Here is a 19,332-nt window from a genome sequence, read left to right on the forward strand (position 1 = left end):
GGCGTGAACCGAGGGCCTCGCTGTAGCGTCGCGGAAGCCGTGGCGCAAGACTACTCGGCGGCTTCCTTGACGGTGCCGTGCTCTGACGTCTCGTGCCCTTCGTCCTCGGCCGAATGGCTCTTGAACAGGTTCGAGAACTTGTCGAGATAGAGATAGACGACCGGTGTGGTGAAGAGCGTCAGCGCCTGGCTGACGATCAGGCCGCCGACCATGGCGTAGCCGAGCGGCTGGCGAATCTCGGCGCCGGTACCGTGGCCAAGCATCAGCGGCACGCCGCCGAGAAGTGCTGCCATCGTGGTCATCATGATCGGGCGGAAGCGGAGCAGCGCGGCCTGGCGGATCGATTCCTCCGGCGTCTTGCCGTCGCGTTCGGCGGCGATGGCGAAGTCGACCATCATGATGCCGTTCTTCTTCACGATGCCGATCAGCAGGATGACGCCGATCAAAGCAATCAGGCTGAACTCGAAGCCGGCCGCCATCAGGATCGCGAGCGCGCCGACGCCGGCCGAGGGCAGGGTCGACAGAATCGTGATGGGGTGGATGTAGCTCTCGTAGAGGATGCCGAGGATCAGATAGACCACGACCAGTGCTGCGAGGATCAGAAGCGGCACGGTGCCCAGCGACTGCTGGAACGCCTGCGCTGTGCCCTGGAAGCTCGAATTGAGCGTCGGCGGCGCGCCGAGTTCGGTCATCGCCTTCTGCACGGACTCCGTGGCCTGGCCGAGCGCAACGCCCTGCGCAAGGTTGAAGCTGATCGTGATCGCCGGGAACTGGCCCTGATGGCTGATCGAGAGCGACCGGACCGGATCGGTGGACCAGGTCGCGAACGTCGAGAGCGGCACCTGATCGCCAGTCAGCGGCGATTTCAGATAGAGCTTGTTCAGTGAATCCAGGTTGCCCTGCATCTCCGGCAGGATTTCCAGGATCACGTGATAGCTGTTGAGCTGCGTGAAATACTGCGCGACCTGGCGCTGGCCGAAGGCGTCGTAGAGCGTGTCGTCGATCAGCTGCGGCTGGATGCCGTAGCGCGAGGCGGTGTCGCGGTTGATCTTGAGCTGGACCGTGGTGCCCTGGGTCTGCTGGTCGGTCGCGACGTCGCGCAGCTCCGGCAGCGTCTGCATCTTGGCAAGAATCTTCGGCGCCCACGAATTGAGCTCGCCGAGATCGGCGTCCTGCAGCGTGAACTCGAACTGGGTGCGGGTCGGACGGCCACCAAGGCGGACGTCCTGGGCCGCCTGCATATAGAGGCGGGCGCCGGCGACCTTCTCGAGCTTGGGACGCAGCCGCGCGATGATCTGCTGCGCGGACGCCTCGCGTTCATTGCGGGGCTTCAGGGTGATGAACATGTTGCCGTTATTGCCGGCGCGGCCGCTGCCGCCGATGTTCATCGCCGAGGAGGCGATATCGGGATCCTCCATCACGATCTTGCCGAGTTCGACCTGACGGCGCTGCATTTCGGCGAAGGAGATGTCCTGGGAGGCTTCCGAGGTCGCGGTGATCAGGCCGACGTCCTGCTGCGGGAAGAAGCCCTTCGGGATCAGGATGAAGAGATAGACCGACAAAGCGAGGGTGGCGAAGAAGATCACGAGCGTGGTGCGCCGCCAGGCCATGGCGTGGTCGAGCACGTATTCATACCCGCGCAGCATCGCGTCGAACGCCTTCTCGCTCCACTGGTAGAACTTGCCGTGAGTGACTTCGCTGTGGGAACGCAGGAAGCGCGAGGCCATCATCGGGGTCAGGGTCAGCGACACGAACATCGAGACGAAGATGGTCATCGCCAGCACGACCGCGAACTCGCGGAACAGGCGCCCGATGATGCCGCCCATCAGCAGCAGCGGGATCAGCACCGCGACCAGCGAGATGGAGATCGAGACGATGGTGAAGCCGATTTCCTTGGAACCCCTGAAGGCGGCGGCGAGCGGCTTCTCGCCTTCCTCGATGTAGCGCGTGATGTTCTCGAGCATCACGATGGCGTCGTCGACGACGAATCCGACCGCGATGGTGAGGGCCATCAGCGACAGATTGTCGAGCGAATAGCCGAACACCCACATCAGCGCGCAGGCGCCCAATAGCGCCAGCGGAACCGTGATGGTGGGAATCACCGTCGCCCAGAAGCTGCGCAGGAAGACGAAGATGACCATGACCACCAGCGCAATGGTCAGGAGCAGCGTGAACTGCACGTCCTCGACCGCGGCGCGGATGGTGGTGGTGCGGTCGCTGATGACCTCGATCTTGACCGCGGGCGGGATCGCCGCGACGAGGCGGGGCAGGGTCGCCTTGATCCGGTCGACGGTCTCGATGACGTTGGCGCCTGGCTGCTTGAACACCACGAGGAACACGCCGCGCTTGCCATTGGCCCAGGCCGCCTGTTTGGCGTCCTCCGGACCGGTGACGGCCTGGCCGATGTCCTTGATCCGCAGGGGGCCGCCGTTGCGGTAGGCGATAATGACGTCGTTCCAGTCCCTGGACTGCAACAATTGGTCGTTGGCGTAGATCGTGTAGGCGCGCTTGTCGCCGTCGATATTGCCCTTGGGGCTGTCGACCGTGGTGATGCCGATCGCGGTGCGCACGTCTTCCAGCGACAGGCCCTTGGCCACGAGTTTCGCCGGATCGATCTGCACGCGGACCGAGGGTTTTTGCTGGCCGCCAATGAACACCTGCGCGACGCCGGAGATCTGGCTGATCTGCTGGGCGAGCTGGGCGTCGATCGAATCGCTGACAGTGGTCAGCGGCAGCGTGTCAGACGTCGCCGACAGCAGCAGGATCGGCGAGTCCGCCGGGTTCACCTTGCGGTAGGTCGGCGGCGAGGGCAGGTTCTTCGGCAGCTGGCCGCTGGCGGCGTTGATGGCGCCCTGAACGTCGTTGGCGGCGCCATCAATGCTGCGGTTGAGGTCGAACTGGATGGTGATCGAAGCGGTGCCCAGATAGCTCGTCGAGGTCATCTGCGCGATGCCGGGAATCTGGGCGAACTGGCGCTCCAGCGGCTGCGCGACCGACGAGGCCATCGTCTCCGGGCTGCCGCCCGGCAAATTGGCCGTGATCTGGATGGTCGGGAAGTCCACCTGCGGCAGCGGCGCGACCGGCAGCAGGGGATAGGCGACGAGACCGACAAAAAGAATGCCGGCCATCAGCAACGATGTGCCGATGGGATAACGGATGAAAGGTGCCGAAATCCCGCCTTCGGTCATTCCTGCTGAACCTTGCTTTTCTGAACCGGATCCGAACTCGCCACGGCCGTCGAAACGAGACTGCCGGGCTGCACCTTATATTGACCGCCGGTGATGACTTGCTGACCGGGGCTCAATCCTTCATCGACAACCGAACGTCCGTCGATGGCGTAGCTGACCTTGATCTTGCGAACCTCGGCCTTGTTGTCCTGGTTGACGGTATAAGCGTAGAGGCCGTTGGTCGAATGCAGGACGGCGTCATCGGGGACGATGGTCGCATCCTTCAGGGTCCGCACCAACAGACGTGTCGACACCGATTGTCCCGGCCACAGCGTGTGTTCCTTGTTGGCAAACACCGCCTTGAGCCGAATAGTCCCGCTGGTCGTATCAACCTGGTTGTTGATGACGGCGAGCTTGCCCTCGGCCAGCGTCTTCTTGCCGTCGGTGGTGAACGCGATCACCTTGAGCTCGCCGGACTTCTGGCCCTCGCTGATATAAGGCAGCTGGTCTTCCGGCGCGGTGAAGATCACCGTGATCGGCTCGACCTGGGCGATGGTAACGACGCCGGTCTGGCTCGAGGCGTTGACGATGTTGCCGATGTCGACCTGGCGCAGGCCGGCGAGGCCGGTGATCGGTGACTTGACCTGGGTGTAGTCGAGCTGGGTCTGGGCGTTGGCGATCGCGGCTTCGTCGGCGGCGATCTGGGCGGTGAGCTGGGCAACGGTGGAGCGCTGCGTGTCGGTCTGCTGCCGCGTCGCGAATTCGCCGAGCTTGGTGTAGCGCTGCAGATCGAGATTGGCGTTGGCGAGATTGGCCTCGTCCTGCGCCTTCTTGGCCTTGGCCTGATCGAGGGCGGCCTGGAACGGGCGCGGATCGATCTCGACCAGGAGATCGCCTTGGTTGACCATTTGGCCTTCGGTGAACGCGATCTTGTCGATCTGGCCGTCGACCCGGGTCCGGACTTGTACGGTGTTGAAGCCCTGCACCGTGCCGAGACCGGTCAGGTAGACCGGGAAGTCGGCCTTCTGGACCGGCGCAACGCTAACGGGCACGGCGGGGGCCCGCGGCGGACCCTTCTGCGCGGTCTGGACTTTCCCGGCCTCAGGCGCCGAGAACCGCTGCCAGCCGTAATAGCCGCCTCCGGCCACAGCTGCGATGATGACAATCCACAGGATCGGCCGTGACTTTTTCATATCTATTCGTATCGGCTTGTATGCCCAAAGGAACGAAATGCGACGCCAGCAAACGGGTTCCCGGCGCCTGTTGTATAATACACGCCAAGTTCCAGTGTAAACAGCACTATCGGCTGAGAATCCTAAACAATTGGAAAGCTTTGCACCCGGTAGGCAACCGGGTGACCTAACTGTGTGCAGTGCTGCATTTTCCCGATGCAAAACAACAAAGTGCAAAAGTTGGGCAGCGCTCGCGGACCGCGTGAGCGGTCAGCCATGCGCGCGGCGTTTGCACGCGGCTGGACACATCTTCGATGTCTCGTAGTGATCGCGGTTAGGACGGTTCTAAACCCGCTGTGTGCCGTTTCGGTTGTCAGGAAAATCGGCGTCGTTCATATCGGCCGGCCACAACGGGAGCATATAATGGACGAGCTGAACGGCAAGCTGATCGCGTGTCAGATTCTGATCACGGGGTTGATCGCGCGCGTCGCCAACGAGCAGCGCGATCCCTTGCGCTTCCTCACCGACTTCCGCGACGAGATCAAAGCCGTCGTCAACGGCGTCAACATCGCCGGCATGGATAATTCCGATCGCGTGCGCGCGACAGTGCAGCGCACCGTCGACGAACTGTTCTCGCTGATGAAGCCGCCGAGCAGCGACTGACGGCTGCGCAAAACGATGCACGAAGACAAGCGCCGCTGTATCTAATTGCTTCAATATGTCGCGCGACATTTCATCATTTCAGATTCGAAATTCTAGAATCGATTTGAACTAGAGCGATTCAAGTGGTCGCGCGCGCCTCCCTGCATTGACCAGATTTTTCGTGATCGATAGCACCGCCTCATCGTTCGTCGCGCATGTTGCAGATCGACGAATCTGAATTGGGGTGCGTTGAAATGGGGCTGGCGGTGGCTCCGCGATCGTTGCGTGCGATCGCGGCAAGGAATTCGTTTGAACTCGATGGTAATTCCGGCAAGGCGGTGTCGGCTATCGCCGGCCTGATTGCGGTGGCATCGATGTCGAGCGGCGCGCAGGCGCAGCAGTCGAGCCTGCCGCCGGTGAATGTCGACGCGCCGGTCGAGCGGCAGCGTCCGGCAGCCTCGAAGCCGACGCCGGAGCAGGTCCGTGCGCGCAACGCGCTTCGTCGCGCCGCGCAGGGCCAGCAGGCGCAGCAGCAGGCTGCCGCCGCCGCACCGGCGCCAGCGGGCGCAGTCGATCGCAATCCCTATGCCGATCCGGCCGCGCCCTACAAGGTCGACCATGTCCAGGCCTCGGGCAAGTTTCCCGAGCCGATGCTGAACACGCCGAAGACGATCACGGTGCTCAGCAAGGAAGTGCTCGAGGACAAGAACGCGACGACGCTGAAGGAAATCGGACGCTCCACCGCCGGCGTGACGCTGGGGTCGGGCGAGGGCGGCAACGCCTTCGGCGACCGCTTCTTCATCCGCGGCTTCGATGCCCGCAACGACGTCTTCATCGACGGCATCCGCGATCCCGCCGTGTCGATCCGCGAGAACTTCTTCACCGAGCAGATCGAGATTTTGCGCGGACCGGCATCGTCCTATGCCGGCCGCGGCACCGCCGGCGGCGCCATCAACATCGTCACCAAACAGGCCGGCGACGTCAATTTCAAGCGGATGGATACCGAGTTCGGAACCGACAGGACCAAGCGCGTCACGCTTGACGTCAACCAGGTCGTCGATCCCTCGTTCTCGGTGCGCACCGGCGGCCTGTTCCAGGACGCCAATGTCGCCGGCCGCAACTACGTGACCGACGATCGCTGGGGCACGTTCCTGTCGACCAAGTACACTCCGACCAACGATATCAAGATCACGACGAACTACGTCCACACCGATCTCAGCGGTCTGCCCGATTTCGGCGTGCCCTATTACAAGCAGGGCAACGTGCCGGTGACGTCCGCCGGCATTCCGCGCGGGACCTGGTACGGCTTCCTCAATCGCGACTTCCAGACCGCGCGGCAGGATTTCGGCACCGCCACGACCGAGTACAAGGTCAACGAGGCCGTTACGCTCAGCAGCAAGGTGCGCGGCGAGCACTCGCTGCTCAACTATATCGGCACGCTGCCGCAGAACCCGGTGACGACCAGTCCGAATCCGCTGCTCTGGACCACGACGGCGAGTGCGCAGAGCCGCTACCAGACCGTGGACGTGTGGGCCAACCAGAACGAGGCCACGTTCAAGCTCGACACCGGCGGGGTCAAGCACACCGCGGTGTTCGGCGTCGAATACACCAACGAGAACATCTCGATCGACCGTTACTCGGGTCTTGCATCGGAGCTGGCCGGCTCCGGCTTCACGAGCAACGGCGCTCTCTCGGGGATCAATCTCTACTCCCCTCAGTCCACTTATGTCGGCGGCTTCGGCACGCCGTCGCTGACGGGCAATCCGACGCGCTATGGCGTCAACACCAGCAGCGTCTATGTCATGGACACCGCGAACTGGCAGGACACCATCATCGTCAATGGTGGCATCCGCTACGACGGCTACAACATGAGCTCGTCGACCAACACGGCCTATCTGAAAATGAACTCCGATCTGGTCAATTACAACGTCGGCCTGGTCTACAAGCCGACGTCAATCGGCAGCATCTATGCGGCCTATGCGACCTCGGCCAATCCGTTCGGCTCGGAGCTTGACGCAACCGGCACCGATTACGGCGGCGTTCCCGCCAACACGACCGTTCTGCTTGGGCCCGAGCGCAACAAGGCGGCTGAAGTCGGCACCAAGTGGGAGCTCGCCGATTGTCATCTGCTGGTCAGCGCGGCGCTGTTCCAGACCACGAAGGACAACGCGCGCGAGACCAACGCTGCGGGCATCCTCACCTCGGGCGCGGCCTACAAGATCCAGGGCATCGACATCGAGGCCGAGGGCAAGATCACCGATCGCTGGAGCATCTTCGGCGGCCTGGTGCTGATGCAGTCCAAGGTCACGCAGAGCAACATCGCCTCCAATCTCGGCCTGCAGCTCGCCAACGTCGCGCACCAGTCGTTCAGCATGCTGACCAAGTACAAGTTCGACGGCGATTGGGAAGTCGGCGGGCAGGCGGTGTATCGCTCCAAGGTCTATGGCGGCACGTTCGCGGCCAACACCGGCAACGAGCTGCCGAGCTACTGGCGCTTCGATGCGTTCGTCGAGAAGAAGATCGACAAGAACTGGACCATGAAGTTCTACGCGCAGAACCTCACCAACAAACTCTACTACGACACGCTCTATCGCAGCGCCGTTCCGTTCGTCGCGGTCGCGCCGGGGCGGGCGTTCTATCTGATCACGACGGCCAAGTTCTGATGAAGCTCTGCGCCGATCCAAACCAGGGATGCCTGCCACGGCAGGCATCCCTGCGCTTCTGCAATCGACCGCGATGCGCGCCATCCGCATCTTGGTCTAGTTTAGAACGCTTACAAACTTCAGTTTAGAACGGTTTAAAACTGGAATGCGCAAGCAGGTTTAGAATCGCTATGAAGTTGATGGTTTGTTTCGCAGTGTTGCAGTGATCGCGTTGACCCCCATAAGCACGCCCGATAGCACCAATGCGTCGCGTTGTCGCAACGCGACTATTGGAAGCAGAAGCACAGTGGGGCGTGTGATGGGCGTTACAAGAACACCGCGATCGTTGCGTTCGGTCGCGGTTCGGAAATCATTTGGCAGCAATCTCGATGGCGCGACCGGCAAGACCGTGTCGGCCGTTGCGAGCCTGATTGCGGTCGCGTCCGTTTCGACCGGCGCGCAGGCACAACAATCGACTTTGCCGCCCGTGAACGTCGACGCGCCGAAGGAGCGGCCGCGCTCCGCTGCCGCGAAGCCGACGCCCGAGCAGATCCGCGCCCGTAACGCGCTGCGCCGTGCCGCACAGCGTCAGCAGGCCGCGCAGGCGCCGGTCGCCAACCCGGCCCCCGGTGCTCCCGACCGCAATCCCTATGCGGATCCCGCCGCGCCATACAAGGTCGATCACATGCAGGCCTCCGGAAAATTCCCGGAGAAGCTGGTCGATACGCCGCGATCGGTGACGGTGCTGTCGAAGGAAGTGCTGGAAGACAAGGGCGCCACGTCGTTGAAGCAGGCGATCCTGAGCACCGCCGGCGTCACGCTCGGCACCGGCGAGGGCGGCAATGCCTTCGGCGACCGCTTCTTCATTCGCGGCTTCGACGCGCGCAACGACATCTTCGTCGACGGCATGCGCGATGCCGGTGTCAGCGTGCGCGAGAACTTCTTCACCGAGCAGGTCGAGATCCTGCGCGGCCCGGCGTCGTCCTTCGCCGGCCGCGGCACGGCAGGTGGCGCGATCAACATCGTCACCAAGCAGGCGACGACGGAGAACAGCTTCTACAACATGGACACCACGTTTGGCACCGACCAGACCAAGCGTGTCACGTTGGACGTCAACCAGGTGGTCGATCCGACATTCGCAATTCGCGCCGTCGGCCTGTTCCAGGATGCCAAGGTCGCCGGCCGCGACAGGGTTACCGACAACCGCGATGGTGCCTTCGTGGCCACCACCTGGAAGCCGACCGACGCAATCAAGATCACGAGCAACTACATCCACACCGAATTGACCGGCATGCCGGATTTTGGCGTGCCGTACTATCGGCCGAGCCCGACGTCGACCTCCGGTGGTCCATTCCCGGACTTTGGCGTCAACCGCAACAATTTCTACGGCTTCGTCAATCGCGACTTTTATAGAACCGGCCAGGACATCGGCACGGTCAATGCCGAGGTCCAGATCACGCCCGATTTGATGCTCAGCAACAAGATCCGGGAGTCGCACTCCACGCAGAACTATATCGGCACGCTTCCGGAGTCGCCGACGCTGGCTCCCGGAGCTCCGTTCACGGCCTATACGCTCACGGTCAATCCGCAGAGCCGCTACCAGGCCACCGACGTGTTCGCCAACCAGACCGAGGCGACGTACAAGTTCAACGATGTTGCCGGCTTCAAGCACACTCTGCTTGCCGGTATCGAATATGACAGAGAGCGGTCGTCGATCGATAGCTATACGGGTCTTAGCTCCGAGATCACGACGGGGACGACGCCCTTCACCGGCGGTGGATCGACGTCCGGCGTCAACGTCTTTTATCCGCAAGCCACCGACAATCCGTTCCCGATCCCGGGAGGCCTCACCGGTAAGCCAACCAAGATCGGCATCGACACCACCAGCGGGTACGTCGTTGATTCCGCCAACTACCGCGATTTGCTGATCCTCAACGGCGGTTTTCGCTACGACGACTACAACATCAAGACATCTGGATTCTCGACGACCGGCAACCCCGGTCAACAATCGGCTGAGTTCCTGATCCCGAGCTTCAATCTCGGGCTCACGCTGAAGCCTTTGCCGAACGGCAGCGTCTATGTGGCCTATGCCACGTCTTCGAATCCCGTCGGCGCCGAGTTCGACGGCACCAGCACGGCGTATGGCGGCATCAACCCCAATTTGAATGGTGGCAACAATCAGATCTTCGGGCCGGAGAAGAACAAGGCGATCGAGCTCGGAACGAAGTGGGAGCTGTTCGACCGCCATCTGTTGGTGACGGCGGCGTTGTTCCAGACCGAGAAGGAAAACGCGCGCGAAGCGCAGAATGTCAACAGCGTAGCTACTGCGGTTACGGTTCCGGGCTGTACCTATAATCTGGCGCCGGGGTCGGGCAACGTGTCCTGCATCACGGCTGGCGCAGCCTACCGCATCCGCGGTATCGATCTCGGCGTGGGCGGCAACATCACCGACAAGTGGAGCCTGTCCGGCGGCCTCGTGTTGATGCAGTCGGAAGTGACCAAGTCGCTGGCGCCGTCGCCCAATACTGCGCTTTATCCGACGAATGTCGGGCGGCCGCTCGCCAACATCGCGCATCAGTCGTTCAGCCTGCTCTCGAAATACCAGTTCAACGATATCTGGGAGCTGGGCGGGCAGGCCGTGTACCGTTCGCAAATCTATGGCGGTACCTTGCTCGCGGCCAACCAGGGTACGTCGATCCCGAGCTATTGGCGCTTTGACGCGTTCGCAGAAGCGAAGATCAACAAGAACTGGCGCTTGAAGGTGTATGTGAACAACATCTTCGACAAGCGCTACTATGACGCGCTGTATCAGAGCGCTGCGCCCTTCGTGCTGGAAGCACCGGGACGTGCCGCCTATCTGACGATCTCGGCGCGCTACTGATGGAGATATGACGAGGTGCCATGCTGACATGCATAGACGGTGTCCTGAGCAAGGATGATGTGGCGGACTTCCGCCGCATCATGGACGCCAGCGAATGGGAAGACGGCCGTTCCACCGCGGGCGCGCAGTCAGCAATGGTCAAGCGCAACGAGCAGTTGCCGCCGGATAGCGAGGTCGCGCGCAAGCTCGGCCACCGCATCATCTCGGCGTTGACGGCGAACCCGCGATTTCTGGCAGCCGCGATCCCGCTCCAGATCTTTCCGCCGCTGTTCAACCGCTATGCGGCGGACAGCGGCCACCATTTCGGCCTGCATGTCGACAATGCGATCCGCGGCGACCGGCTGACCGGCCTTCGCATCCGCACGGATCTGTCGGTCACGCTGTTCCTCAGCGAGCCCGAGGATTACGACGGTGGCGAACTTGTGATCGAGGACACCTACGGATCCCACGAAGTCAAGTTGCCAGCCGGGGACTGCGTGCTCTATCCCTCGACCAGCCTGCATCTGGTCACCCCGGTGACCAGGGGGGCGCGGGTTGCGTCTTTCTTCTGGCTTCAGAGCATGATACGGGACGATCAAGCTCGCAGCATGATCTTTGACCTCGACACCGCCATTCAGGCGCTGGTGGCACGGCTCGGGCGTGACGATCCCGAAACGGTCAAATTGACGGGTATCTATCACAACCTCATTCGCTACTGGGCCGAAGTATGAAGATCACATCTTTCCAAGCAAGCCTCGCCGCAGCCGTGCTCCTGGCGGCCACCTGGCTCGTAGCTCCTGTTTCCGCCCAGACACAAACCCAGCCGGCCGCGCCGGCCCGACCCGTTGCGGCACCGGCACCTATGGCGGCTCAGCCGGCTCCGGCTGCTCCCGCAGTCGCGGCGCGGCCTGCGGCTGCCGCGCCCAGCGCGCCGGCGACCGAGGCTGCTGTGGCTTCGGTATCCGACGCTGCCCCGAAGGCCGGCATCGCGCCGGCCATGAAGGAATTGTCGCCCTGGGTGATGTTCATGTCGGCGGACATCATCGTAAAGGCGGTGATGATCGGGCTTGCGTTTGCATCGCTCATGACCTGGACGGTCCTCATCGCCAAGTCGATCGAGCTGTCGGTCGCATCCGGCAGCCTGCGTTCGGCGCTGAAGAAGATCGCCGAGGCGCGCTCGCTCGCGGAGGCGCAAATGGCGCTGGGCGCCAAGTCTGGCATCCTTCCGTCATTCCTGGCGGCGGCGTTGCGCGAAGCGCGAATGTCGGCTGGCCTGTCCAGCGACACCGGCATCAAGGAGCGCGCAGCCTCGAGCTTTGCGGAGATCACGCGGGCGGAGGCGCGGCGCATCCGCATCGGCATGGGCGTGCTCGCAACCATCGGCTCGACGTCACCCTTCGTGGGCCTGTTCGGCACGGTGTGGGGCATCATGAACAGCTTCATCGGCATCTCGAAGTCGCAGACCACCAACCTCGCGGTGGTCGCCCCCGGCATCGCCGAGGCGTTGCTCGCCACCGCAATCGGTCTCGTCGCGGCGATCCCCGCCGTCATCATCTACAATCACTTCTCGCGTGTGACGAAGAGCTATCTCGAGCTCGTCAGCCGCGCCTCGGGGGCGGCCGCCCGGCTGTTGTCGCGCGATCTCGATCGCAGCCACGGCAGCGCGCATTCGCGCGCGGCGGAGTAGGCCATGGCTGTCTCGCTCACAGACAACGATGACGATGACGATTTCTCCGAGACGCATGACATCAACGTCACGCCGTTCATCGACGTCATCCTGGTGCTTCTGATCATCTTCATGGTGGCGGCACCGCTGTCGACGGTCGATCTGCCGATCGACCTGCCGACCTCGAGCGCGATGCCGCAGAAGAAGCCGGACAAGCCGACCTATGTCAGCATCAAGCCCGATCTGACGCTCGCGATCGGGGAAAATGCAGTCAAGCGCACCGAGCTGATCAGCTCGCTCGATGCGATGGCCGACATGGCCAAGGACAAATACGTGTTCCTGCGCGCCGACCGCGCCGTGCCCTATGGCGAGCTGATGGGCGTCATGGAAATCCTGCGTTCCGGCGGCTACTCTCGGATCAAGCTGGTGGCGCTGGAAGCGCCTTCCGCGGCGGCTGCGCCGTCGCCGGATGCAGCAAAACCCTGACGGCGGCGCGATGTCCGATCCTGTTCTCGAGGTGAAACGATCCAAGCTGTGGCTCCTGGCCGTGCTGTGGATCCTGGCCGGAACGGCCGCACTTGGGCTGCATCTTGGCGGTGCCGCATGGGCGTTGTCGCATCTGCAGACTGACGACGGAGACGACGGCCTCGGCGCCAACGGTGCCGAATACGCCGTCGAGATGACCTCGCCGAAGCTCCCCGAGACGGATCTGCCGCCCGGTCCGGACAGCGAAGCCTCGCAGTTCCAGCCGCAGCAGATGCAGCAGCAGGCTGAGGTCAAGGAGACCGATCTTCCGAAGGAAATACCTCAGGAAGCCGAAGAGCCGGACCGCCTCGTCACCGAGAACGACTCCAAGAAGCCGGTCGAGGACACCACGAAGGTGGCCAAGGTCGAAACCCAGGCGGTCGAGGAGATGCCGAACGCCCAGGAATCAGCGAGGCAGGCGCTGAACGAAGACGCGCGCGAGGACGAGAAAGCGGCTGCACCCAACCAGGGCATCGGCAAGGACATCCGCAAGTTGACGGCCGAATGGGGCAAACGGATCAGCGCCTATTTCGAGCTGCACAAGCGCTATCCCAAGGACAAGAACTCGACGACGACGGTCAAGCTCAGCCTGGTCCTGAATCGCCGCGGTAATGTCGTGTCCGTCGACGTAGCCGAGTCCTCAGGCGATCCCGCCTTCGACAGCGCGGCGATATCCATGGTGCGCCGCTCGGATCCCGTGCCGGTTCCGCCGGCCGAACTGACGGACGATCAGTTCTCCTTCAGCCTGCCCGTGAATTTCAAGAAGCCGTCGAAATAGGCGGCCAGAGCATGATCCGGAAAAGTGCGCAGCGGTTTTCCGAAAAGATCATGCTCAAACAATAACCTAAAGCGCGATGACGTCATCGCGCTTTAGCCGTCAGCGCCAGTAGAATTTGATCGAGACGTAGACCACGACCAGGCAGGCGAAGATCAGCGCCACCGGGAGGGGACGCTTCTCGGTTCCACCAAACATCGTCGCCCCGAACATGGCGGCCTTCTTCGGCTTGGGGGCGGGACGCCGGAAGGCGGTAACATTGTCCGCTACCGGCTCGGCTGGCCGCGTGCGGACGTCGGGCGGGTTCCCGGCGCCGCCCATCTCCAGATAATAGGATTTGTAGACCTCGGCGATCGTGGCCTCGGCTGCCTCGCCCTCGCTTATCCGCTCCAGGAGCTTCTTGTAGCCGTCGAGGAAGCCCTGTGCGTCCGGAGGCAGCGCCGACAACCCATTCAGCTTGGCCATCATCTTCCAGGTGGCGAAATCGGCGCGGGCACGGGTGTCGGCGCGTCGCGCGATCAGCATATCGGCAGCTTTGACCAAGTTGGCCTCTAGCCCTTCGGCTTTGTCTTCAAGTGCAGGATCTTAAATCGTACGGCTTCAACTACGCATTGCCGGTAGCTAAGAGAACAGCTTGAATCACATAACCGGTCAACGTTCGCAGTATTGCTGAAATAACATCAAGATTTAGACCGAACTGGGAACCCACCAGCGGCAGCAGGATCAGGAGCGCGATCAGGATCATCATGCCGTACGGCTCGAGCCGCGACAGGGGCAGGGCGAGCGGCCGGGGCAACAGCCCGACCGCGACCCGTCCGCCGTCGAGCGGCGGGATCGGCATCATGTTGAAGACCGCCAGCACGGCGTTGATCAGCAGCGCATTCTTCAGGTTGTCGAAGATCCATTGCGCCGAACTGGCGGGTGCCCAGGGCAGGGCATGGAGGGCGAGGCCCGCGACGAGCGCCAGCAGGATGTTGGTGACGGGGCCGGCCAGGGCGACCCAGACCATGTCCAGCTTCGGATTGTTGAGATTGCGAAAGTTCACCGGCACCGGTTTGGCGTAGCCGAACAGGAACGGCGAATGCGCAAACAGCAGCATCGCCGGCAGAATCAGCGTGCCGAACGGGTCGATGTGGCGGAGCGGATTGAAACTGACACGGCCGAGCTGCCAGGCGGTGTTGTCGCCGAGACGGTGCGCGACGAAGCCATGCGCGGCCTCATGGAAGGTGATGGCGAGCACCAGCGGCAGCACCCATACCGAGAGGTCGTAAGCCGTAATATTCAATTCGGTTATTCCATATCTGGACGTCGGCGAGGTCGAACGGCTTTTAGAGCAGATTGGCCGCCGACCGCAAATGAGATGAAACCATCATTCGTCATTCTCTTTAAGGTTGTCTTATACGATCTGTGCTCAGGCTGAGATGTGGACGTGCTGGCCCGCACGGCCCCCAGGTGAGCCATGAACTCCGACGAATCCAACGCCCCTGAAGGTCGCGACCAGGCATCGGTCGCGTCAAAACGGTGGTTGAGCGATGCGGCCGGGAGTCTGGCTTACTTTCCCAGGGGGCAGGCCTGGGGCGGCTACATTGTCCCCGACCGGGAGCGCGAGCAAGCAATCCGCGACGCCGATCGGCGCTACGCCGAACGTTCCAGTGTACTCATTCCCTTCGTTTCACTACTCGCGCTGCCCGTCGTCTATGGGTTCTATTATGTCTTCGGCAGATATCCGATCCTGGCACTTGCGCTGATTCCCATGGCAATCGTCGTGATTGCCATCGTCGACTGGCAACTGCGCCGCCCGGCATTGGCGCCGCTGCTGAAAGGCCTGACCCGGGTCCCGGCAGCCGATGTGGCCACTCAACGGGCGTTCTATCGGATCGGTTGCTCACTTTTCGCACTGATCGGCATCACGTCGCTGGTCGCCTATCTCTACGAGCAACGCGTTGCAGCGATTGCGGTCGATAGCGGGACGATCGAGTTTTATCGAACCATTTCGAAGAACCTGGTTCTTGCAAGTTTCTTCGGCGCCTTGCTGGCGGGCTCCATAGTCGGCTGGAGCAGGCTCTCCTCCAGGCTGAGTCCGAACAAGGCCATGCTCGGCATTTTCCTGTTTGGGACGCTGACGGCCATCCTGGTGGGCCAGGCCGTTTCGAATTTCCACGACCCGCAACCCGCCGTCATTCTGTCGCGCGATACTCTCTACTGCCAGTGGCGTGCAGGCTGGACCGAAATAGCTCACATCAGTCAGCGATCCGGGAGAAGGGGTGAGGAATATGTACAAGTCGAGTTCGTGAACGGCCAACCGGCAGCGAGTTGCGAAATCGACGGACTGAATTCGGACTATGCGCAGGTCTATGACGTCATCTACAGCCGCTGGCAGGCGGCGAAATCAAAGACGGCCTTACCCGGCTCCGCGATGATGGATCGCCTGCGGGCGGAGCTTGATCAGATTCCAATCGGGTCGAGCCGCGAGAAGGCAACTGCCGTGCTTGGACCGCCAGACATCAGCGGTGACCGCGACACGATGTTTTACGTCTACCCCCGAGCGGGTACGGCAGACCCGTCCTCGCGGCGCGTTGTCGGTCTCTACCTCGATGAGTACCGTCGTGTCAGCCGTCTGGCAGTCTACGGTCTGCGCGATAGCAACGTCATCGACGACCTCAGTCACGAGATACTGAACATTGGTGCCAACGATTATCCGTTGCTGCGGTTCGTGCTGCTCGATCCGAAGCGCTGACGCACGCGATCCCTTCCGACGTGTGAACCTCAGGCAGAAAGTGTCACGCCGGGATCGTCCCCGGATATTGCACCAGGCCGTCGTCGAGCTTCAGCCAGGCGAGCTTTTCCGACACCCAGATGTGCTCGGTCGGCGCGAAGGCATTGCGGTCGTCGAAGGTCGTGAGCGCCACGCCCGCCAGCGTGCCGTTGCGGCGCCAGGAGAACAGACGCGTGCCGCAATTCCTGCAGAACACGCGATCGATGTTCTCGGACGAGGTGTAGCGGCCGGTGTCGCCCTCGACGGTCAGCGCTTTCTGGTCGAACTGGGCGCGGGCGAAGTAGGCCCATCGCCTTCTGGCACATGCGGCAATGGCAGATGCGCACGTTCAGCGGCTCCCCTTCCGCCTTGAACCGCACCGCGCCGCACAGGCATCCGCCTTCCCGGATCATGGCTCAGGCCACCCGCCATTGGCTGACCTGACGTGCCATGTTCCAATTGAGCTCATCGAGTTCGTCATCCATCTTGGTGTTCGGCCGGCTCACATTGGTGAAGGCGGCCCAGCAGAAGCCGCCACGGGTTCTGACCGCAATGGTGCTGGTGCCGGGCAGGCTGCCATTATGCCACCAATTGCCCGACTTGTTGATGCAAAAACCCTTGGCGTAGTCCGGGCTGTAGCTAGGCGCTGTCGTCATGACCTCGATACTGCGCGGCCGCAGGATGTTCGCTGGCCGGGCATAGCCGTCGACATGCATCAGGAATTGCACGAGGTCCGTCGGCGTCGCGATCCAGCCGCCATGGGAATCCATCCGCCGGACGTTCATCTCGTAGGGACTTTCGACCTTGCAGTAGTAGGCGACTTCGCCGGCCTGGCGCTGATCGCTTGTGTTGCCGGCGATCGTCATGTCGGTGACGCCGCAACGGCCGAGCACCTCGGTGCGGACGTGCTCGGCATAGCGCTGGCCGGTGAGCTTCTCGATGACGCGGCCCAGCACGCAATAGCCGAAATTGGAGTAGGCGTAGTGCTGGCCCGGCGGACGGTCCAGTGGCCGGTTGGCCAGCGTCCAGCTGATGAGCTGCGCGTGGTCCATGTGCGGATGCGTGAACATGGGATCGCGGTTGTCGTTGGTCCAGCCGCCGCCGGTATGCGTCAGGAGATTTTCCAGCGTGATCTGGTCGATGCCGGGCGAATAGGGCGGCGCGCCGTAATCGGTGCCGAGCAGCGCACCGGGGCCGAACACGCGGTCGATGAGCTTGACGCGGTTCTCCTCGATCAGCCGGAACAGCGTCACCGAGGTGATCATCTTGCTGACGCTGGCGATGCGAAACAGGTGCTGCGGCGTCGCCGCTTCGTTCTGCTCGCGATCGGCAACGCCAAAGGCGGCCTGATGGACGATCGAACCCGCATAGCCGATCGCAAAGGAGAGCGCCGGCACCTCGAATTTGTCCATGAAGGTCTGCGCCAGCCGGCCCATCGCCGTGCGCTCGGCCGGCGAGGGCGGGCGGATGCTCGGCGGGTTGGGCGCGAGCTGCGCCAGCGCACTGTACGGAAACAAAGGCAGCGCGCCTGCGCCCGCTGCGAGCTTCACGAAATTCCGACGTCCAAGCTGCATGGTCCGCCCTCTCGGGGCGGCCAATGCTCAATAGGTCGCCCGTCCCCCGGAGATATCAAAGACCGCGCCGGTGGAGAAGGCACAATCTTCGGATGCAAGCCACGCGGCCATCGCGGCGAGCTCTTCCACCAGCACGAAACGCGCTTTGGGGATTTTCGACAGCATGAAATCGATATGCTGCTGCGTCATCTGGTCGAAGATCGCCGTCTTCGCCGCCGCCGGCGTCACCGCGTTCACGAGAATGTCATGGGCGGCGAGTTCCTTGCCGAGCGATTTCGTCAGCGCGATCAGGCCGGCCTTGGACGCCGAATAGTGCGACGCGTTCGGGTTGCCTTCCTTGCCGGCGATCGAGGCGATGTTCACGATCCGCCCGTATTTCTGCTTGAGCATCGTGGGCACGATGGCCTTGCAGACGATGAAGGGGCCGTCGAGGTTGATGCGCAGCACTTTGCGCCATTCCTCGAGATCGGTCTCCCAGACCGGCTTGTTGACGCCGGCGATGCCGGCATTGTTGACGAGGATGTCGATCTTGCCGAAGGCGGCGAGCGTGGCATCGCGCGCCTGCTCGACGCCCGCGGTGTCGGTGACGTCGACCTTGAAGACGCGGGCGTTGTCGCCGATTTCCTTCGCCGTCTTCTCGGCCAGCGCGGCATCGAAATCCCAGATCGCGACCTTGGCGCCGGAGGCGACGAAGCGCTCGGTGATGGCGCGGCCAAAACCCTGCGCGCCGCCGGTGACGACAGCGACGCGGCCGTTGAGATCGATCTTGTTCATGCCGGGGCCTTTGGCGTCAGAGCATGTAGCCGCCGTCGACGACGAGGTCGACGCCGGTGGTGAACGCGCTCTCATCGCTGCCGAGATAGACCGCCATGTTGGCGATTTCGTCGGCGGTGCCGAGCCGGCCCATCTTCTGGCGGGAGACGAACATCTCCTTGCCCTGCGGCCCCTGGGCTGCGGCGCGATCGAGCATCGAGGGGGTCTCGACCGTGCCGGGGCAGATCGAGTTGCAGCGGATGCCCTTGGTGATGAAGTCGAGCGCGACGGCGCGGGTCAGCAGCGACACCGCGGCCTTCGAGGAGCTGTAGACGTAGCGGTTGGCCGGCGGCCGCAGCGCCGCGCAGGACGAGATATTGACGATGCTGCCGCCACCGCCCGCGAGCATGTCGGGCAGGAATGCCCTGATGGTCCGGTGCATCGACTTGACGTTGAGGTCGAACGAGAAATCGAAATCCTCTTCCGAGCACTCCAGGATGGTGCCGTGATGCACGAAGCCGGCCGCGTTGAGCAGGATGTCGATCTTGCCGATGCGCTTGGCGAAGGCGTTGACGTCGGCGGTGTTGCGCACGTCGAGCTTTGCGACCTCGGCGATGCCTTCCTTGGTCAGGCCCGCGATGCCGGCTTCGTTGATGTCGGTGGCGATGACGGTTGCACCTTCACGCGCGAATGCGAGAGCGCATGCGCGCCCGATGCCTGCGGCTGCAGCCGTGATGACGGCGCGCTTACCCTTGAGGCGGTCTGCCATGTTCTTGTTCTCCCTTTGAATTGGTCATTCCG

15 protein-coding genes and 1 pseudogene are annotated in these 19,332 nt (G+C 62.7%); 8 read left to right on the forward strand and 8 right to left on the reverse strand.

What is annotated here, in order from left to right; genetic code table 11:
- Nucleotides 1-50 precede the first annotated feature (50 nt).
- Nucleotides 51-3,188 (reverse strand): efflux RND transporter permease subunit, encoded by a 3,138-nt coding sequence (locus tag V1280_RS01615; RefSeq protein WP_334518356.1) that lies wholly within the window; start codon nucleotides 3,186-3,188, stop codon nucleotides 51-53.
- Nucleotides 3,185-4,360 carry an efflux RND transporter periplasmic adaptor subunit gene (locus V1280_RS01620; RefSeq protein WP_334518357.1) on the reverse strand — a complete coding sequence of 392 codons (1,176 nt, stop codon included), beginning with the start codon at nucleotides 4,358-4,360 and terminating at the stop codon, nucleotides 3,185-3,187. Before V1280_RS01620 ends, V1280_RS01615 begins: the two co-directional genes overlap by 4 nt.
- A 402-nt stretch (nucleotides 4,361-4,762) precedes the next feature.
- On the opposite strand from V1280_RS01620, the gene V1280_RS01625 reads away from it, so the two are divergent.
- From V1280_RS01625 to V1280_RS01655, 7 genes are all read left to right on the forward strand, one after another.
- Nucleotides 4,763-5,002, forward strand: coding sequence for a hypothetical protein (locus tag V1280_RS01625; protein WP_334518359.1), 240 nt, complete (start codon nucleotides 4,763-4,765; stop codon nucleotides 5,000-5,002).
- 233 nt (nucleotides 5,003-5,235) lie between these two features.
- Nucleotides 5,236-7,644 (forward strand): TonB-dependent receptor, encoded by a 2,409-nt coding sequence (locus V1280_RS01630; RefSeq protein WP_334518360.1) that lies wholly within the window; start codon nucleotides 5,236-5,238, stop codon nucleotides 7,642-7,644.
- 298 nt (nucleotides 7,645-7,942) lie between these two features.
- A complete protein-coding gene (locus V1280_RS01635; protein ID WP_334518361.1) occupies nucleotides 7,943-10,504 on the forward strand; it encodes a TonB-dependent receptor in 2,562 nt (853 codons plus the stop codon).
- A gap of 20 nt (nucleotides 10,505-10,524) precedes the next feature.
- On the forward strand, nucleotides 10,525-11,214 hold the full coding sequence (locus V1280_RS01640) for a Fe2+-dependent dioxygenase (protein ID WP_334518362.1): 690 nt from the start codon (nucleotides 10,525-10,527) through the stop codon (nucleotides 11,212-11,214).
- Complete coding sequence (gene exbB, locus V1280_RS01645; RefSeq protein WP_334518363.1) at nucleotides 11,211-12,170, forward strand: tonB-system energizer ExbB; 960 nt, start codon at nucleotides 11,211-11,213, stop codon at nucleotides 12,168-12,170. Before V1280_RS01640 ends, exbB begins: the two co-directional genes overlap by 4 nt.
- A 3-nt stretch (nucleotides 12,171-12,173) precedes the next feature.
- On the forward strand, nucleotides 12,174-12,635 hold the full coding sequence (exbD, locus tag V1280_RS01650) for a TonB system transport protein ExbD (protein WP_334518364.1): 462 nt from the start codon (nucleotides 12,174-12,176) through the stop codon (nucleotides 12,633-12,635).
- 10 nt (nucleotides 12,636-12,645) lie between these two features.
- Nucleotides 12,646-13,452 (forward strand): cell envelope integrity protein TolA, encoded by an 807-nt coding sequence (locus tag V1280_RS01655; RefSeq protein WP_334518366.1) that lies wholly within the window; start codon nucleotides 12,646-12,648, stop codon nucleotides 13,450-13,452.
- Between the two features lie 99 nt (nucleotides 13,453-13,551).
- On the opposite strand, the gene V1280_RS01660 is transcribed toward V1280_RS01655, so the two are convergent.
- On the reverse strand, nucleotides 13,552-13,974 hold the full coding sequence (locus tag V1280_RS01660; protein ID WP_334538116.1) for a hypothetical protein: 423 nt from the start codon (nucleotides 13,972-13,974) through the stop codon (nucleotides 13,552-13,554).
- 79 nt (nucleotides 13,975-14,053) lie between these two features.
- Entirely contained in the window at nucleotides 14,054-14,734 is a 681-nt protein-coding gene (locus V1280_RS01665; RefSeq protein WP_334518368.1) for a site-2 protease family protein, read from the reverse strand.
- A gap of 174 nt (nucleotides 14,735-14,908) precedes the next feature.
- Here V1280_RS01665 and V1280_RS01670 point away from each other — a divergent pair, with 174 nt between their 5' ends.
- Entirely contained in the window at nucleotides 14,909-16,186 is a 1,278-nt protein-coding gene (locus V1280_RS01670; protein ID WP_334518370.1) for a hypothetical protein, read from the forward strand.
- 43 nt (nucleotides 16,187-16,229) lie between these two features.
- Here the strand turns inward: V1280_RS01670 and V1280_RS01675 are convergent.
- From V1280_RS01675 to V1280_RS01690, 4 genes and pseudogenes are all read right to left on the reverse strand, one after another.
- Nucleotides 16,230-16,617: pseudogene (locus tag V1280_RS01675) on the reverse strand (GFA family protein).
- 3 nt (nucleotides 16,618-16,620) lie between these two features.
- On the reverse strand, nucleotides 16,621-17,778 hold the full coding sequence (locus tag V1280_RS01680) for a serine hydrolase domain-containing protein (RefSeq protein ID WP_334518372.1): 1,158 nt from the start codon (nucleotides 17,776-17,778) through the stop codon (nucleotides 16,621-16,623).
- A gap of 27 nt (nucleotides 17,779-17,805) precedes the next feature.
- Nucleotides 17,806-18,552 carry an SDR family NAD(P)-dependent oxidoreductase gene (locus V1280_RS01685; RefSeq protein ID WP_334518374.1) on the reverse strand — a complete coding sequence of 249 codons (747 nt, stop codon included), beginning with the start codon at nucleotides 18,550-18,552 and terminating at the stop codon, nucleotides 17,806-17,808.
- A 16-nt stretch (nucleotides 18,553-18,568) separates the two neighbouring features.
- On the reverse strand, nucleotides 18,569-19,300 hold the full coding sequence (locus V1280_RS01690; RefSeq protein ID WP_334518376.1) for an SDR family oxidoreductase: 732 nt from the start codon (nucleotides 19,298-19,300) through the stop codon (nucleotides 18,569-18,571).
- Nucleotides 19,301-19,332 lie beyond the last annotated feature (32 nt).

Source organism: Bradyrhizobium sp. AZCC 2230, assembly GCF_036924495.1.
Classification (GTDB): domain Bacteria; phylum Pseudomonadota; class Alphaproteobacteria; order Rhizobiales; family Xanthobacteraceae; genus Bradyrhizobium; species Bradyrhizobium rifense.

Bases quoted from the DNA above. Each gene is read 5' to 3' on its own strand.
- V1280_RS01615 (WP_334518356.1), bottom strand. From the start codon at position 3,188: ATGACCGAAGGCGGGATTTCGGCACCTTTCATCCGTTATCCCATCGGC.
- V1280_RS01620 (WP_334518357.1), bottom strand. From the start codon at position 4,360: ATGAAAAAGTCACGGCCGATCCTGTGGATTGTCATCATCGCAGCTGTG.
- V1280_RS01625 (WP_334518359.1), top strand. From the start codon at position 4,763: ATGGACGAGCTGAACGGCAAGCTGATCGCGTGTCAGATTCTGATCACG.
- V1280_RS01630 (WP_334518360.1), top strand. From the start codon at position 5,236: ATGGGGCTGGCGGTGGCTCCGCGATCGTTGCGTGCGATCGCGGCAAGG.
- V1280_RS01635 (WP_334518361.1), top strand. From the start codon at position 7,943: ATGGGCGTTACAAGAACACCGCGATCGTTGCGTTCGGTCGCGGTTCGG.
- V1280_RS01640 (WP_334518362.1), top strand. From the start codon at position 10,525: ATGCTGACATGCATAGACGGTGTCCTGAGCAAGGATGATGTGGCGGAC.
- exbB (WP_334518363.1), top strand. From the start codon at position 11,211: ATGAAGATCACATCTTTCCAAGCAAGCCTCGCCGCAGCCGTGCTCCTG.
- exbD (WP_334518364.1), top strand. From the start codon at position 12,174: ATGGCTGTCTCGCTCACAGACAACGATGACGATGACGATTTCTCCGAG.
- V1280_RS01655 (WP_334518366.1), top strand. From the start codon at position 12,646: ATGTCCGATCCTGTTCTCGAGGTGAAACGATCCAAGCTGTGGCTCCTG.
- V1280_RS01660 (WP_334538116.1), bottom strand. From the start codon at position 13,974: ATGCTGATCGCGCGACGCGCCGACACCCGTGCCCGCGCCGATTTCGCC.
- V1280_RS01670 (WP_334518370.1), top strand. From the start codon at position 14,909: ATGAACTCCGACGAATCCAACGCCCCTGAAGGTCGCGACCAGGCATCG.
- V1280_RS01680 (WP_334518372.1), bottom strand. From the start codon at position 17,778: ATGCAGCTTGGACGTCGGAATTTCGTGAAGCTCGCAGCGGGCGCAGGC.
- V1280_RS01685 (WP_334518374.1), bottom strand. From the start codon at position 18,552: ATGAACAAGATCGATCTCAACGGCCGCGTCGCTGTCGTCACCGGCGGC.
- V1280_RS01690 (WP_334518376.1), bottom strand. From the start codon at position 19,300: ATGGCAGACCGCCTCAAGGGTAAGCGCGCCGTCATCACGGCTGCAGCC.